This is a genomic window from Streptomyces sp. NPDC007346, from assembly GCF_040703535.1.
Taxonomy (GTDB): Bacteria; Actinomycetota; Actinomycetes; order Streptomycetales; family Streptomycetaceae; genus Streptomyces.
This window is the reverse complement of record NZ_JBEYKR010000166.1, coordinates 1-14,533: the sequence shown is the minus strand read 5'-3', so window position 1 is coordinate 14,533 and position 14,533 is coordinate 1. Positions and strand designations below refer to the sequence as shown.

At 71.8% G+C, this 14,533-nt stretch carries 14 protein-coding genes; 4 read left to right on the top strand and 10 right to left on the bottom strand.

What is annotated here, in order from left to right:
* Positions 1–194 precede the first annotated feature (194 nt).
* Both AB0917_RS29840 and AB0917_RS29835 read right to left on the bottom strand, forming a co-directional pair.
* A complete protein-coding gene (locus tag AB0917_RS29840) occupies positions 195–2,420 on the bottom strand; it encodes an MMPL family transporter (RefSeq protein WP_366822786.1) in 2,226 nt (741 codons plus the stop codon).
* Between the two features lie 212 nt (positions 2,421–2,632).
* Entirely contained in the window at positions 2,633–3,205 is a 573-nt protein-coding gene (locus AB0917_RS29835) for a TetR/AcrR family transcriptional regulator (protein ID WP_366822785.1), read from the bottom strand.
* Between the two features lie 172 nt (positions 3,206–3,377).
* Here AB0917_RS29835 and AB0917_RS29830 point away from each other — a divergent pair, with 172 nt between their 5' ends.
* The gene (locus AB0917_RS29830) at positions 3,378–6,755 is read left to right on the top strand and encodes a S41 family peptidase (protein WP_366822784.1); all 3,378 of its coding nucleotides are present in this window, start codon (positions 3,378–3,380) and stop codon (positions 6,753–6,755) included.
* A 138-nt stretch (positions 6,756–6,893) separates the two neighbouring features.
* On the opposite strand, the gene AB0917_RS29825 is transcribed toward AB0917_RS29830, so the two are convergent.
* The 6 genes from AB0917_RS29825 to AB0917_RS29800 form a co-directional block, all read right to left on the bottom strand.
* Positions 6,894–7,232, bottom strand: a complete 339-nt coding sequence (locus AB0917_RS29825) for a hypothetical protein (RefSeq protein ID WP_366822783.1) — start codon at positions 7,230–7,232, stop codon at positions 6,894–6,896.
* Positions 7,229–7,726 carry a DUF6232 family protein gene (locus AB0917_RS29820; protein WP_366822782.1) on the bottom strand — a complete coding sequence of 166 codons (498 nt, stop codon included), beginning with the start codon at positions 7,724–7,726 and terminating at the stop codon, positions 7,229–7,231. Before AB0917_RS29820 ends, AB0917_RS29825 begins: the two co-directional genes overlap by 4 nt.
* A 199-nt stretch (positions 7,727–7,925) precedes the next feature.
* A complete protein-coding gene (locus AB0917_RS29815; RefSeq protein WP_366822781.1) occupies positions 7,926–8,132 on the bottom strand; it encodes a hypothetical protein in 207 nt (68 codons plus the stop codon).
* Between the two features lie 109 nt (positions 8,133–8,241).
* Positions 8,242–9,138 carry an SDR family oxidoreductase gene (locus AB0917_RS29810; RefSeq protein ID WP_366822780.1) on the bottom strand — a complete coding sequence of 299 codons (897 nt, stop codon included), beginning with the start codon at positions 9,136–9,138 and terminating at the stop codon, positions 8,242–8,244.
* A complete protein-coding gene (locus AB0917_RS29805) occupies positions 9,135–10,073 on the bottom strand; it encodes an alpha/beta fold hydrolase (protein ID WP_366822779.1) in 939 nt (312 codons plus the stop codon). Before AB0917_RS29805 ends, AB0917_RS29810 begins: the two co-directional genes overlap by 4 nt.
* Positions 10,070–11,704 (bottom strand): NAD(P)/FAD-dependent oxidoreductase, encoded by a 1,635-nt coding sequence (locus tag AB0917_RS29800; RefSeq protein WP_366822778.1) that lies wholly within the window; start codon positions 11,702–11,704, stop codon positions 10,070–10,072. Before AB0917_RS29800 ends, AB0917_RS29805 begins: the two co-directional genes overlap by 4 nt.
* Before the next feature lie 168 nt (positions 11,705–11,872).
* On the opposite strand from AB0917_RS29800, the gene AB0917_RS29795 reads away from it, so the two are divergent.
* Positions 11,873–12,514 (top strand): MerR family transcriptional regulator, encoded by a 642-nt coding sequence (locus AB0917_RS29795; RefSeq protein ID WP_366822788.1) that lies wholly within the window; start codon positions 11,873–11,875, stop codon positions 12,512–12,514.
* 158 nt (positions 12,515–12,672) lie between these two features.
* On the opposite strand, the gene AB0917_RS29790 is transcribed toward AB0917_RS29795, so the two are convergent.
* On the bottom strand, positions 12,673–13,488 hold the full coding sequence (locus AB0917_RS29790) for an exodeoxyribonuclease III (RefSeq protein ID WP_366822777.1): 816 nt from the start codon (positions 13,486–13,488) through the stop codon (positions 12,673–12,675).
* Positions 13,489–13,538: 50 nt separating this feature from the next.
* On the opposite strand from AB0917_RS29790, the gene AB0917_RS29785 reads away from it, so the two are divergent.
* A complete protein-coding gene (locus AB0917_RS29785; RefSeq protein WP_366822776.1) occupies positions 13,539–14,024 on the top strand; it encodes a GNAT family N-acetyltransferase in 486 nt (161 codons plus the stop codon).
* A gap of 19 nt (positions 14,025–14,043) precedes the next feature.
* Here the strand turns inward: AB0917_RS29785 and AB0917_RS29780 are convergent, their stop codons facing one another.
* Positions 14,044–14,361 (bottom strand): CAP domain-containing protein, encoded by a 318-nt coding sequence (locus tag AB0917_RS29780; RefSeq protein WP_366822787.1) that lies wholly within the window; start codon positions 14,359–14,361, stop codon positions 14,044–14,046.
* On the opposite strand from AB0917_RS29780, the gene AB0917_RS29775 reads away from it, so the two are divergent.
* A partial coding sequence (locus AB0917_RS29775) for a hypothetical protein (protein WP_366822775.1) occupies positions 14,284–14,533 on the top strand: 250 nt, incomplete at its 3' end. The genes AB0917_RS29780 and AB0917_RS29775 overlap by 78 nt on opposite strands.

The window sequence follows — 14,533 nt, the reverse complement described above, 5'->3', positions numbered from 1 at the left end:
TCCGCGCCCCGGTCTCCCGTCCCCACAGGTAACCGGCGCTTTCCGGGGCCGCGCTCCGCTCAGGCGCGGCCCCGGGGTTCATGGGAGGACTCGGACGGCTCGGCGGAGTCCCCGTACAGCTGGTCCGGGCGGGCTCAGACGCGTACGAGCTCGCGCTCGCCGCCCCCGTCGCCGCCCCCTCGGACCCGGCGGGCTCAGACGCGTACGAGCTCGCGCTCGCCGCCGCCGTCACCGCCCTCGGACCCGGCGGGCTCATCGGTCAGCTGCTTGTGCAGCTTCTCGCCCTCCACGTCCACGTTGGGCAGCGCCCGGTCCAGCCAGCGCGGCAGCCACCAGGCCCGCTTGCCCAGCAGGGCCAGGACGGCCGGCACGATCGCCATGCGCACCACGAACGCGTCGAAGAGGACGGCGACGGCGAGCGAGAACCCGATCATCTTGACCATCTGCTCGGTGGAGCCGATGAAGCCGGCGAAGACCGCCATCATGATCACGGCCGCCGCCGTGACCACCCGTGCGCCGTGCTGGAAGCCGGTCACGATGGCCTGGCCGGGGCTCTCGCCGTGGACGTACGCCTCGCGCATCCGGGTGACGAGGAAGACCTCGTAGTCCATCGCGAGACCGAAGACCACACCGACCATGAAGATCGGCATCATGCTCATGATCGGACCGGTCTGCTCGACCCCGAAGAGCGAGCCGAGCCAGCCCCACTGGAAGACCGCGACGACCGCGCCGAGGGCCGCGACCACCGAGAGCAGGAAGCCGAGGGCCGCCTTCAGCGGGACGAGGATCGAGCGGAAGACCAGCATCAGGAGCAGGAACGCGAGGCCGACGACGAGCGCCAGGTAGGGCAGCAGCGCGTCGTTCATCTTCTGCGAGAAGTCGATGTTCATCGCGGTGGCGCCGGTGACCAGGACCTCGGCCCCGGTGTCGGCCTTGATGCCCGCGCCCGCGTCGCGGATGTCGTGGACGACCTCCTCCGTGGCGTGGGAGGACGGCCGGTCCTTCGGGATGACCGTGATCATCGCGGTGTCGCCGGCCTCGTTGAACGTGGCCGGGGTGACGGCGACGACGCCGATGTCCTCGATCTCCTTGGAGACCCGCTCGGCCGCGGCCTCGCCGTCGGAGCTGTTCTTCGTGTCGACGACGACCATCAGCGGACCGTTGAACCCGGGGCCGAAGCCGTCGGAGAGCATGTCGTACGCCTGGCGCTGCGTGGTCGACTTCGGCTGGGCGCCGTCGTCGGGCAGCCCCATCTCCAGCGAGGCGGCCGGTACGGCGATGACGCCGAGGCCCAGAACGCCGGCCAGCAGGACCCAGACCGGCTTGCGCAGCACGAACCGCGCCCAGCGGGTGCCCATGTTCGGCTTGGCCTCGGGACGGTTCTCCGCCTCGGCGGCCTTGCGCGCCTTGCGGCCCATGACCCGCTTGCCCGCGAAGCCCAGCAGGGCCGGGACGAGGGTGAGGGCGATGATCACGGCGATGGCGACCGTGCCGGCGGCGGCGGCGCCCATCTTCGTCAGCATCGGGATGTTGACGACGGCGAGGCCCACCAGGGCGATGACCACGGTCAGCCCGGCGAAGACGACGGCCGAACCGGCGGTGCCGACGGCCCGCCCGGCGGCCTCCTCGTGCTCGCGGCCCTCGGCCAGTTCGGCGCGGTAGCGGGAGACGATGAAGAGGGCGTAGTCGATGCCGACCGCGAGGCCGATCATCATGGCGAGGATCGAGGTGGTGGAGCCGAGGTCCAGGACGTTGGCCAGCGCGGTGATCAGCGAGACGCCGATGCCGACCCCGATGAGGGCGGTCACCAGCGGCAGCCCGGCCGCGACCAGCGAGCCGAAGGTGATGACCAGGACGACGGCGGCTATGGCGACACCGATGATCTCGGCGGCCCCGGTGTGCGGCATGACCTGGAGCGCGTCGCCGCCGATCTCCACCTTCATGCCGCTGTTCTGCGCGTCCTTGCCCACTTCTTTCAGGGCGTCCGTGGTCTTGTCGGTCAGCTCCATGGAGTTGACCTTGTAGGAGACCGAGACGTACGCCGTCGTACCGTCCTGGCTCACGGCCTCGGTCTGGAACGGGTCGGCGACCGAGGCTATCTGGTCCGAGCCGGACTCCAGCTTCTCGACGATGCCGGTGATCTCGCTCTTGTTGCCCGAGTCGGTCACCTTCCCGCCCTCGGGGGCCTCGATGACGACGCGGGCGGTGGCCCCGTCGGCGCTCATGCCGGGGAAGCGCTGTTCCAGCAGGTCGAAGGCGCGCTGCGCCTCCGTACCGGGGATGGAGAAGGAGCTGGAGGTGGCGGTGGACGCGGAGGCCGCGCCGAATCCGGCGAGCGCCAGCAGCGCCACCCAGACGAGGGCGACATAGCGGCGGCGCCGGAAGGCGAGCCGTCCGAGCTTGTAGAGGAATGTGGCCACGAGGGCGTACTCCCGGTCAGGTCGTGTGCGTGGAAAAGGGCGTGAGGAACCAGCCCGACGACGAGAGCGGCGTGTCAGGTGGAGCGGTCGGGGAGAGGGCCGTACGGGGGTGGAGCCTCGGGGAGAGGTCCGCACGGAGGGGAGCCCCGGGGAGAGGTCCGTACGGGTGGTGCGGGGACGTCAGGTGGGGACGTCGGGGTGGGGCAGGGGCGTCAGACGCCGAGGGCGGGGAGCACCACGGCATCCACGTAGTCGATGAGGAACGCCCGGTCGACCGGGCGGTCCTCGATGAGCTGCCGGGCGGCCAGCGCGCCGACCAGCATGTGCGGGATGTACTTCAGCGCGGGGTTGTCCGCGCGCAGCTCACCCCGCGCAACCGCCCGCTGGAGCAGCTCGTCGAAACCGGTCATCTCCGGTTCGATCAAGAGCTCGCGCAGGGCCTGGAGCAGCTCGGGGTACTCGTGGACGGCATGGCTCAGACCCCGCATCAGCGCGGCGTCCTTCTCCATCTGGCAGTCGTCGGTCCGGCTCAGCGCCGCGTGGAAGTCCCCGCGCAGCGAGCCGGTGTCGATCTCGGCCAGGCTCACCGGCTTGGTGTGCCGCAGCGCCTTGGCCACCAGCTCGGGCTTGGAGCCCCACTGGCGGTAGAGCGTGGCCTTGCTCGACCGGGTGCGGGCGGCGATGGCGTCCATGGTCAGGGCGTCGTAGCCGACCTCGCGGAGCAGGTCGAGGACGGCCTCGTAGAGCTCGCCCTCACGCTCGGGGGTCAGTCTGGTGCGTGCCATGTGCCGACCCCCATCGCGCTCGTAGCCACCTGCCCGGGTGTCCCGCTCACCATCGAACGAAACTGTTTCGTACAGCAGAACCGTACCCGCACCGCCGAGCGAAACGAAATCGTTTCGCTTGTGGGCTGCACCACAAGTTGCCCTGGGCCCTGCGCGCGGAAAGCATTGGGGGGTGAGTGACGACGTCGCGTATCTCCGGTTCCCGCACCTCCACCAGGACATGCTCTGCTTCGCCGCCGAGGACGACCTGTGGGTCTCCCCCCTCGCGCCGGCGGGCCACCGGCCGGGACGGGCCTGGCGGGTGACCGTCGACCGGACCCGGGTCAGCCATCCCCGCTTCTCGCCCGACGGCACGTCCATCGCCTACACGACCTGGCGCACGCTGGACCCCGAGATCCACCTCGCCCCGGTCGACGGCGGCCCGGCCCGCCGGCTCACCTACTGGGGCTCCACCGACGCCCGGGTCTGCGGCTGGAGCCCCGATCCCGCCGACGCCTCCCAGATCCTCGCCGTCTCCTCGCACAACCAGCCGTTCTCGTACTTCTCCTGGGCCTACAGCGTCCCCACCGACGGCGGCCCCGGCGGGCGGCTCCCCTGGGGCCCGGTCTCCGACATCGCGGTCGCCGACCTCGACGGCGAGCGCCGCACCCTGCTCCTGACCGGTACGCCCCCGCACGAACCGGCCGCCTGGAAGCGCTACCGGGGCGGGGCCATGGGCCGCCTCTGGCTGCACGGCGAGCGGCTGCTGCCGGACATCGACGGCCACCTCGCCTCGCCGATGTTCGCCGGCCGCCGCATCGCGTTCCTCTCCGACCACGAGGGCGTCGGCAACCTCTACTCCTGCCGGACCGACGGCACCGACCTGCGCCGCCACACCGACCACGACGCCTTCTACGCCCGCAACGCCTCCAGCGACGGCCACCGCGTCGTCTACCAGTGCGCCGGGGACCTCTGGCTGGTCGACGACCTGGAGTCGCCGGACGCCACCCCGCGCAAGCTGGAGGTACGGCTCGGCGGGCCGCGCACCGGCCGGCGCCGCTACCAGGTGCCCGCCGCCAGCAACGTCGACTCGCTCTCGGTCGACGAGACGGGCCGGGCCAGCGCCGTCACCGTACGCGGCAGCCTCTACTGGCTCACCCACCGCGACGGCCCCGCCCGCACCATCAGCGACACCCCGGGGGTGCGGGTGCGGCTGCCGGAGATGCTCGGCAGCGGGGGCCAGGTCGCGTACGTCACCGACGCGGACGGCGAGGACGCGGTGGAGATCGCCTACCTGCCGCGCGCCAGCGGCGACCGCGCCCCGCGCCGGCTCGCCTCGGGGCAGCTGGGCCGGGTGCAGGAGATGATCTCCGCCCCGGACGGGGGGCGCCTCGCCATCGCCTCGAACGACGGCCGGCTGCTGCTCCTGGACACGGGGGAGACCCCGGTCGAGGCGGCGGAGAAGGCTCCCCGCGGCTCGACCCGCGCCGACCTGTACGCGGCCACGGGCGCGGCGGCCCTGGACAGCGCTGCTCCGGTCGACGAGCACCCCGGCCTCACCGAGCTGATCCGATCCGTCAACGGACCCGTCCGCGACCTCGCCTTCTCTCCCGACGGCGACTGGCTGACCTGGTCGCACCCGGGCATCGGCCGCTCGCTGCGCCAGATCAAGCTGGCCCGGATCTCCGGCCCCGGCGCCCCGGTGATCGTGGACGTCACCAACGGCCGCTTCGAGGACGAGAACCCGGTCTTCACGGAGGACGGCCGCTATCTGGCGTTCCTGTCCTGGCGGGGCTTCGACCCGGTGTACGACGTCCACACCGGCGACCTCTCCTTCCCGCTCGGCTGCCGCCCGTACCTGGTCCCGCTCTCCTCCGCCACCCCCTCCCCCTTCGCGCTCTCCCCGGACGGGCGGCCGGCGGCGGGCGGGCTGGACCCGGTCGACGTACCGGACGGGGGTACGTCGGAGGGGTCCACGGTCATGGTCGAGTTCGAGGGCCTGGAGAGCCGGGTGACACCGTTCCCGGTCTCCGCCTCCAAATACTCGGCGCTGGCCCCGGTGAGCGGGGGCGGGCTGGTCTGGCTGCGCTGGCCGATCTCCGGCGCACTGGGCGAGACGTTCGCCAACCCGGCCGACATGTCGGGGCGTCCCACCCTGGAGCACTTCAACATCGCGAAGGCCCGCAGGACCGAACTGGTCGACCACATCGACTGGTTCGCGGTCAGCGGCGACTGCTCCCGCCTCGTCGTGATGGACGACGGCGAGCTGCGCGCCGTACCCGCGACCGAGCCGGGCGACGGCGACTCCACGGTCTACCTGGACCTGCGCCGCATCCTGCACGAGGTCGACCCGGGGGCGGAGTGGCGGCAGGCGTACGGGGAGGCGGGGCGGATCATCCGCTCCTACTTCTGGGAGCCGGACATGTGCGGCATCGACTGGGACGGGGTGCTGGACCAGTACCGCCCCCTGGTCGAACGGATCGCCTCCCCCGACGAGTTCGCGGATCTGCTGCGCGAGGTGCTGGGCGAGCTGGGCACCTCGCACGCGTACGTCTCCCCCGCCCGCCGCAACGAGGGCCCGCCGCACTACCAGCGGGCGATCGGCCTGCTCGGCGCCAACCTGGTCTGCCGGGACGGCGCCTGGACGCTCCAGCGCATCCTGCCCGGTGACTCCTCCGACTCCAAGGCCCGTTCACCGCTGGCGGGCACGGGGATCCGGGAGGGCGCGGTCCTCACCCACGTGGACGGCCGCCCGGTGGACCCGGTGACGGGCCCGTTCCCGCTGCTGACGGCGGCGGGCGGTACGACGGTGGAGCTGACGTTCTCCCCGGCGGGCGGCGGCCCGTCGCGCCGGGTGGCGATCATGCCGCTGGTCGACGAGCGCCCCTTGCGCTACCAGGACTGGGTGGCCAAACGGCGTGACGTCGTACGGGAGTTGAGCGGCGGCAAGTGCGGCTACCTGCACATCCCGGACATGGGCGGCTCGGGCTGGGCCCAGTTCAACCGGGACCTGCGCCTGGAGGTGTCCCGCCCCGCCCTGATCGTGGACGTACGGGGCAACGCCGGCGGCCACATCAGCGAGCTGGTCGTGGAGAAGCTGACCCGCAAGATCCTCGGCTGGGACCTGACCCGCAACGCCCAGGCGGTGAGCTACGCCTCCAACGCCCCACGGGGCCCGGTGGTCGCCCTGGCCGACGAGGCGACCTCCTCCGACGGCGACATGATCACCGCCGCGTTCCGGCTGCTGAAGCTGGGCCCGGTGGTGGGCCAGCGGACGTGGGGCGGGGTGGTCGGCATGACCGGCCGCCACCGCCTGGGCGACGGCACGGTGATCACGGTCCCGATGAACGCCGCCTGGTTCGACACGTACGGCTGGTCGGTGGAGAACCACGGCGTGGAACCGGACCTGGAGGCCCTGCGCACCCCCCTGGACTGGGCGGAGGGCCGGCACGCGGTCCTGGACGACGCGGTCCGGGTGGCCCTGGACCTCCTGGCGGCCCACCCGGCCTCGACCCCACCGTCGTACGACACGGCCCCGAACCTGCGGCGGCCGCCGTTGCCGCCACGGTGAGAGCGCGTCGCCCGTGGACCTGGACCGGCAGGACCACGGGCGTCGGGCGGCGGGCGGTGGACCGCCAGGACTACGGACGCCGACGCCCCCGGGCGTCAGGCATCGGCCCCCCGGGCGTCAGGCATTCGGCGTCGGGCGTCAGCCCGACAGCAGGCTCCTGACCGCGGCGACCACGGGCGCCCCCGACTCCACCAGGCTCGCGATCCCGTTGATCTGCTGGAGAAGCCTCCGGAAACGGCCCGGCTCCGGATTCGGGCCGAGCTGCCCGAGCTCCCCGACCGCCTCGTCCAGCCCCGACCGGTCCTCGTCGCTCAGTCGCGGCTTCAGCTCCTCGATCCGGGCCAGCAGCTCCGCCAGCTTGCGCTCGGTCGACGCGGAGGAGCCCGCCCCGCCGCCCGCCAAGATGTCACCGGACCCGTGGTGCTCGGCCTTGCCGATGTTGTGGTCCCCGTACTGATGGATAACGTCCCCGCTCATCGCCCACCGCCGCTTCCCGACCCACCGTGCTGGATCTTGCCTCTGTTGTGGTTTCCGTACTGGTTGATCACGTCCCCATGAACGGCGTGGTCCACGTTGAAGACGATCTGAGCCGTTTCGGGGCGGCCGAGAGCGGTGGTGACCTCGATCAGGAGGTGGTCGATCTCGCTCTCCCGTGTCGACCAGACCGCGTCGAACTGCGTGCCCGACGTGTTGAGGACCAGTCCGTACAAGGGCGGTTTCCGCAGATCGCCGACGAGCCCCCAGATGATGAGCCCTTCCACCACCACCAGGATGATCGGGCCGACCGTGTCGAAGATGAGGGCGATGATGCCGCCCACGACCAGCCAGGCGAGGGAGTGGGTGAAGAATTCCTTCCACGTCTTGCCCAGGTCGACCGTGAGCACGCGCTGCCCCACATGGGAGATGTTCCGCAGCGGGTACGCTTCACCGCCGACCCACAACATCCCCTCGTTTATCTTGACTTGGACCATAGAACGACCACCCTCCCCCTGGTTTACCTCACTCCTGATTGTCCCTCAGAAGCGATGTCCGCGCACCCCTGATCACCGCACTGCGGCCCACGGCCCGCCACACAGGAAGGAGGCGCATCCGGCAACCCGGATGCGCCTCCTGACGCGACGCGCACGCACGCGCACAGCGCAGCGCGCACGCGTCACACCTCGGTGACCGTCAACGGTCGAAGCGCTCGCGCGCGTCGTCCACCCGGCCCTTGGCCTTGTCCCGCAGGCCCGAGGAGGAGTCCGACTCCTGGTCCCCGCCCCGGCCACGGGCGTCCGACGCCCGGTCCTTGGCCTGGTCCTTGCCCTGGCCGGCCTTCTGCTTGGCCTGGTCGGCGATCTCCTGCGCCTTGTCCTTGAACTGGTCCGCGAGACCCATGTCGTTCACTCCTGTGTGATGCGTGGGGTACGTGTGGGGTGGCCCCGGCGGGGCCTCGCTCAGCGTCGCACGCCCCGACATCCCGCGCATTTCGGACCACTACCGATCGTCACGTACGGTCGGTGCGCTCCGCACGCGCGTCCTGGTCCGCCTCTCCCCCGGCTCCCACCAGCCCCTTCGACACCGTGTGGAGCCGTGGCTCGAAGCGCCGCATCTCCCGCTGTCCGCCGAACGCGATGACGGAGGGCAGACAGCCGCGCACCGACTGCATCCCGCGCAGCCACCACTGGGCGTACACATGCGGGGAGCGCCGCACGATCCCGTCCACGATGCGCTCGACGGCCGGGCCGAGCGGGTACGTACGGTTCATCGGCCACGGCAGCCGCTGGCGCAGTTCGCGCATCACGTCGTCCTGGTCGGCGCCGCGCACCATGTCCGTGTCGGTCCAGGAGAGGTAACCGACCCCGACCTTCACGCCCTTGTAGCCGACCTCCGCACGCAGGCTGTGCGCGAACGCCTCCACGCCCGACTTGGAGGCGCAGTACGCCGTCATCATCGGCGCCGGGGTGATCGCGGCCAGCGACGCTATCTGGAGGAAGTAGCCTCGGCTCTCCATCAGCACCGGCAGGAACGCCCGCCCGGTGACCGCCCCGCCGATCAGGTTCACCTCGATGACCCGCCGCCACGCGTCCGGGTCGGAGTCGGCGAACGGGCCGCCCGAGGCGACGCCCGCGTTGGCGACGACCACGTCGACCTTCCCGAACCGCTCCTTGACCTCGCGCGCCACCTGGGCCATCGCCGCGTGGTCGGTGACATCGGCGAACCAGTGGTCGCTCTCGCCGTGCAGCCGCTCGGAGACCTTCTTCAGCTCGTCCGGCTCCAGGCCGACGAGCGCCAGCGTCGCCCCGCGCGCCGACAGTTTGCGGGCCAGCAGCTCCCCCACACCCCGGGCCGCGCCGGTCACGACGACGACCTGGCCCTCCAGACTCCGCCTGCTGCTGCTCATGCGACATCCTCCTTCTCGGTCGTGGCGGCCGTCGAGGCCGTGACGTACCGGGTGGCCAGTTCTCTGAGCTTCGCCGTGACGGCCTCCGGGGCCTCCACGGGCGTCATGTGCCCCATGCCCGCCAGCTCGGTCAGCCCGAGGCCGACCGGCAGCGCCGCCGCGATGGCCCGCGCGTGGACCGGCGGGGTGAGCCGGTCGCCCGTACCGGCGATCACCGCCGTCGGCACCCGCAGCTCCCGTACGTCCGCCGTCACGTTCAGCTCCGCGAGCACCCGGCCCCAGCCCACCCGTGCGCGGCGCGGGCAGGCGTGCACGATCCGGGCGCAGGTGTCGACCCGCTCGGGGGCCGAACCCGCCCCCATGGTCGCGTACTTGAGGAGCCTCTTCGAGACCGGGTTGACCGGTCCGAGCGGCGCCTTCGCCCCCAGGACGGCGGTGGTGAGCCGGGTCCGCAGCGCGCCCGCGCGCAGCGGCAGGACGAGGGCTTCGGCGGTCAGGTCCCCGCTGCCGGTGGAGCAGAGCAGTACGGCGGCGGCGTGCTCGCGCAGGCCGGGCCTGCGGGCGGCGGCCATCAGCGTCATCCCGCCCATGGAGTGCCCGGCGAGCACCGCCCTCCGCCCGGGGGCGAGAGTGGCGGCGAGAACGGCTTCGAGGTCGTCGGCCAGGGCGTTCACGCTGTAGCCGCCGGGCCCCGGCTCGGGGGTGAGGCCGTGGCCGCGCTGGTCGTAGGCGATGACGCGGTGGTCGGCGGCGAGGTCCCGGATCTGCGCGGCCCAGAAGTGGGTGTTGCAGGTCCAGCCGTGGGCCAGGACCACCGCGGGGGCGTCCTCGGGGCCGTGCAGCTCGACGTGGACGCGGGCGCCGTCGACCGACCGTACGAACAGTTCGCCCGCGGGCACGGGTGGGGCGTCGTCGCGGTGCAGGAGACGGCTCATCGCGCGGCCTCCTCGCTCACCGAGTCCCCGGCGACGACGGTCTCCCGCTCGCCGCGCCCCGGCTGCTCCGGTACGAGCCCGCTCCCGCCGAGCCGCCCGGCCTCGCCCCCGCGTACGCCCCCGGCGCCCGGAGCCCCGCCCGGCCTCCCGCCCGGCTTCCCGGCGCGGATGACGTCGTACTCCGCGAGGTCCACCGACCGCGTCTGCCGCCGGAACTCCCCCGTGGTGCCCGGCCAGACCGTCGTGTTGCGGCCCTCGGCGTCCAGGTACCAGCTGGTGCAGCCGCCGGTGTTCCACACGGTGCGCTTCATCCGCTGCTGGACCCGGTGGTTCCAGGCGGTGACGGCGGTGGGGCGGGCGCCGAGTGCGGCACGGCCGCCCAGCACGTTCAACTGGCGCAGGTAGTCGGCCATGTAGTTCAGCTGGGACTCGATCATCAGGATCATGGAGGAGTTGCCGAGCCCGGTGTTGGGGCCGATGATCGTCATCCAGTTGGGGAAGCCGGCGGCGGTCGCGCCGCGCAGCGAGTTCATCCCGTCCTTCCAGGACTCAGCGAGCGTGATGCCCTCCTCGCCGACGACCCGTTCCGCGATCGGCATGTCCGTCACATGGAAGCCGGTGCCGAAGATGATCGCGTCGACCTCGGCCTCGCTGCCGTCGGCGGCGACGACCGTGGAGCCGCGGATCTCGCTGAGCCCGGAGGCGACGACGTCCACATCGGGCTGGGCGAGCGCCGGGTAGTAGGTGCTGGAGAGCAGGATCCGCTTGCAGCCGATGCGGTAGTCGGGGGTGAGCTTGGCCCGCAGGGCCGGGTCCTTGATGGCCCGTGCCATGTTGGACTTGGCTATCTTCTCCACCAGCCCCAGCTGGTCGGGGTGCTTGGTGAAGGCGCTGACCTGCAACTCCCTTATGCCCCACAGGAGTCCGCGGCGTGCGGTGCCGGTGGCGGGGACGGCCCGGTGCAGGGCGCGCTCGGCCTTGCTGATGGTGCGGTCCATCCGTGGCATGACCCACGGCGGGGTGCGCTGGAAGAGGGTGAGCCTGGCGGTCTTCGGCTGGATCGCCGGGACGATCTGGATGGCGGAGGCGCCCGTTCCGACCATCGCGACCCGCTTGCCCGCCAGGTCGTAGTCGTGGTCCCAGCGCGCGGAGTGGAAGACCTTGCCGGGGAAGGTGTCGAGCCCGGGTATGTCCGGCACCTTGGGGTCGGAGAGCGGCCCGGTGGCGGAGACGACGACGTCCGCGTGGAGCACGGAGCCGTCGGCCGACTCGATCACCCAGTACAGCTTCTCCTTGTCCCAGCTCATCAGCTTCACCTCGTGGTTCAGCCGGATGTGCGGGCGCAGCCCGAAGGTGTCGGCGACGCGCTCCAGGTAGGCCCGGATGTGCTTCTGGCCGGAGAAGGTGCGCGGCCAGTCGGGGTTGGGGGCGAACGAGAAGGAGTAGAGGTGGGACGGTACGTCGCAGGCGCAGCCGGGATAGCTGTTGTCGCGCCAGGTGCCGCCCACCGAACCGGCCCGCTCCAGGACGACGAAATCGGTGATGCCTTCGCGGCGCAGCCGGACGGCGGCCCCCAGGCCCCCGAATCCGGTACCGATCACCGCCACACGTACGTGCTCCTGCTGGGCCATGCTGCCGCCTCCCGCGGTACGTCACGCGATTACGCCAGCAATCACTGGCATGGTTCGGAGAGTAGAGCAGGCTCGTACTGATGGGTAGGGGGCGGACCGAGGAAAGTTACTGGCGGTACAACATAGGGTGCCCCTGTGGCTGAAGGACGCGAGCACCGCGAATACCGCATGGAGGAGTTGGCCGAAAAGGCCGGCATCACCGTGCGGACCCTGCGCTTCTACCGGGAGCGCGGCCTGATCCCGCCGCCCCGCCGCGAGGGCCGGATCGCCTGGTACGACGACCACCACCTGGCCCGGCTGCGGACCATCACGGGCCTGCTGGAGCGCGGCCACACCCTCAACGGCATCGCGGACCTGGCCGCCACCTTCGAGAGCGGCCGCGATGTCGCCGAGGTGCTGGGGCTCGGCGAGCCGACCGAGGAGACCCCGGTCCGGCTCACCCCCGAACAGCTCGCCGACTACTTCGAGGGCGAGGTCACCCCGGAGAACCTCGCCACCGCACTGGACCTGGGCTATCTCGCCACCGACGGGGACGAGATCGTCCACATCAGCCGCCGCCTGCTGGAGGTCTCGGCGGAGCTGGTACGGGAAGGGGTGCCGCTGGCCACGGTGCTCTCCTCGGGTCGCCGCGTCCGCGAGCACGCGGACGCTCTCGCCGAAATCTTCGTACGCGTACTGCATGCCCACGCCGCCGAGACCGAACCGGCCCAACTCCGGCCACTGGCCCGCGCGGTGGTGGACGCGGAACTGTCCATGGCCCTGGACCGGAGGCTGCGCCGCGAGGACGGCACACAGCCGCCGAAGGCGTGACGGTCCGCGCCGGCGCCCGCAGGCGTGACGGCCGGCACCACCGCCCGTGAACGCCCCAGCGCCACCGCCCGCGGACACCCCGGCATCACCACCCGTGGACACCCCGGCGCTACCGCTCGTAAACGCCCCCGGCACCACCGCCCATGGGCACCCCGCCGCTACCGCTCGTAGACGACCGTCACCGGCGCATGGTCGCTCCAGCGCTCGCCGTGCGTGGCGGCCCGCTCGACCCACGCCTTGACCGCACGCGCGGCCAGTCCCGGTGTGGTGATCTGGTAGTCGATGCGCCAGCCCGCGTCGTTGTCGAAGGCACGCCCCCGGTAGGACCACCAGCTGTACGGCCCCGCCACGTCCGGGTGCAGCTGCCGTACGACATCGACGTACGCGGCCTCCTCGAGGACCCGGGTCAGCCAGGCCCGCTCCTCGGGCAGGAAGCCGGAGTTCTTCCGGTTGGCCTTCCAGTTCTTCAGGTCGGCCTCCTGGTGGGCGATGTTCCAGTCGCCGCAGACCATGACCTCGCGGCCGGCCGCCGCCGCCCGCTCCTTCAGCCCCTGGAGGTAGGGCAGGAAGGCCGCCATGAAGCGCTCCTTCTCCTCCTGCCGCTCCGTGCCGACCTCGCCGGAGGGCAGGTACAGGCTCGCGACGGTCACGCCGGGCAGGTCGATCTCGACGTACCGGCCGCTCGCGTCGAACTCCTCGGCGCCGGGGACGCCGAACCCGCCGAAGCCGGTCTGGACCCGCTCCGGCGCCTGCCGGGAGTAGAGGGAGACCCCGGCGCGCCCCTTGGCGGCGGCGGGCGCGTGCACGGTGTGCCAGCCCTCGGGGGCGCGGACCTCCTCGGCCAGCTGGCCGGGCTCGGCGCGGACCTCCTGGAGGCAGACCACGTCGGCGTCGGTGCCCGCCAGCCACTCCACGAAGCCCTTCTTCGCGGCGGCGCGGAGCCCATTAACATTTACGGATGTAACAGTCAGCATCCGGAAACAGTACCTACCCCACCCCTACTCATAGATATACGATAGTCAGCATGGATATCCGCCCAAGCCGCTTCGACCACCCCGACGCCGTCAAACTCAACGACCAGGTACAGCTCGAATACGCCGAGCGGTACGGCGACGAGGGCGATATCACACCGCTGGACCCGGCCATGTTCGATCCGCCGCACGGTCTGTACCTGCTCGCCTACGACGAGCTGGAGCGCCCGGTGGCCACCGGCGGCTGGCGGACGCAGGACCGTAACCCGGAGGGCTACCGGGACGGCGACGCCGAGATCAAGCGGATGTTCGTGATCCCCGAGGGTCGCGGACGGGGCCTGGCCCGCCGGATGCTCGCCGCCCTGGAGGACGACGCCCGTGCCGCGGGCCGCGTCCGGATGGTCCTGGAGACCGGCGACCAGCAGCCCGAGGCGATAGCGCTGTACACCTCCAGCGGCTACACGGCGTGCGACAAGTTCGGCCACTACCGGGAGTACGAGAGCAGCATCTGCATGGCCAAGCCGCTCCAGCGGCCCTGACCCTCCGCCGGAGCGCCCCTCACCTCGGCGTGGCCAGCACCTGCGTCCAGTAGGGGCCGCGCGGCGAGTCGGCGATGCCCACCCCCACGTGCGTGAAGTTGCAGTTGAGGATGTCGTCGTCCCGGCCGGGACTGCGGCGCCACTGCTCCGCGACGGCGGCGGGATCGGCGTTCCCGGTGGCGATGGTCTCGCCGACGGCGGACCACAGGTAGCCGGAGTCGGCCACCCGATCGCCCATGCCCCGGCCCGTGGAGTCCGTGTGGCCGAAATAGCCGTGGGCCGCCATGTCCTCGGAGTGCCGCTGGGCGACCTCGGTGAGCCGGGGATCGGTGGTCAGCTGCGGGCAGTCGTTGTGGGCGCGCAGGGTGTTGACCTCGGTGACCAGGCGCGTCTGGGGGCGGGGCTGCGCCCGGGGCGCCGGGCTCGGGGACGGTGGCGGTTATGCGACTCGGCCGCCATCGGTGGCGAACTGACCGCCAACCCGGTGGTGCGCAAGCTGTCGTTCACCG

Coding starts and splice junctions, on each gene's coding strand:
- AB0917_RS29835 (WP_366822785.1), bottom strand. CDS start 3,205: ATGGCACGCACCAGACTGACCCCCGAGCGTGAGGGCGAGCTCTACGAG.
- AB0917_RS29825 (WP_366822783.1), bottom strand. CDS start 7,232: ATGAGCGGGGACGTTATCCATCAGTACGGGGACCACAACATCGGCAAG.
- AB0917_RS29820 (WP_366822782.1), bottom strand. CDS start 7,726: ATGGTCCAAGTCAAGATAAACGAGGGGATGTTGTGGGTCGGCGGTGAA.
- AB0917_RS29815 (WP_366822781.1), bottom strand. CDS start 8,132: ATGGGTCTCGCGGACCAGTTCAAGGACAAGGCGCAGGAGATCGCCGAC.
- AB0917_RS29810 (WP_366822780.1), bottom strand. CDS start 9,138: ATGAGCAGCAGCAGGCGGAGTCTGGAGGGCCAGGTCGTCGTCGTGACC.
- AB0917_RS29805 (WP_366822779.1), bottom strand. CDS start 10,073: ATGAGCCGTCTCCTGCACCGCGACGACGCCCCACCCGTGCCCGCGGGC.
- AB0917_RS29800 (WP_366822778.1), bottom strand. CDS start 11,704: ATGGCCCAGCAGGAGCACGTACGTGTGGCGGTGATCGGTACCGGATTC.
- AB0917_RS29795 (WP_366822788.1), top strand. CDS start 11,873: ATGGAGGAGTTGGCCGAAAAGGCCGGCATCACCGTGCGGACCCTGCGC.
- AB0917_RS29790 (WP_366822777.1), bottom strand. CDS start 13,488: ATGCTGACTGTTACATCCGTAAATGTTAATGGGCTCCGCGCCGCCGCG.
- AB0917_RS29785 (WP_366822776.1), top strand. CDS start 13,539: ATGGATATCCGCCCAAGCCGCTTCGACCACCCCGACGCCGTCAAACTC.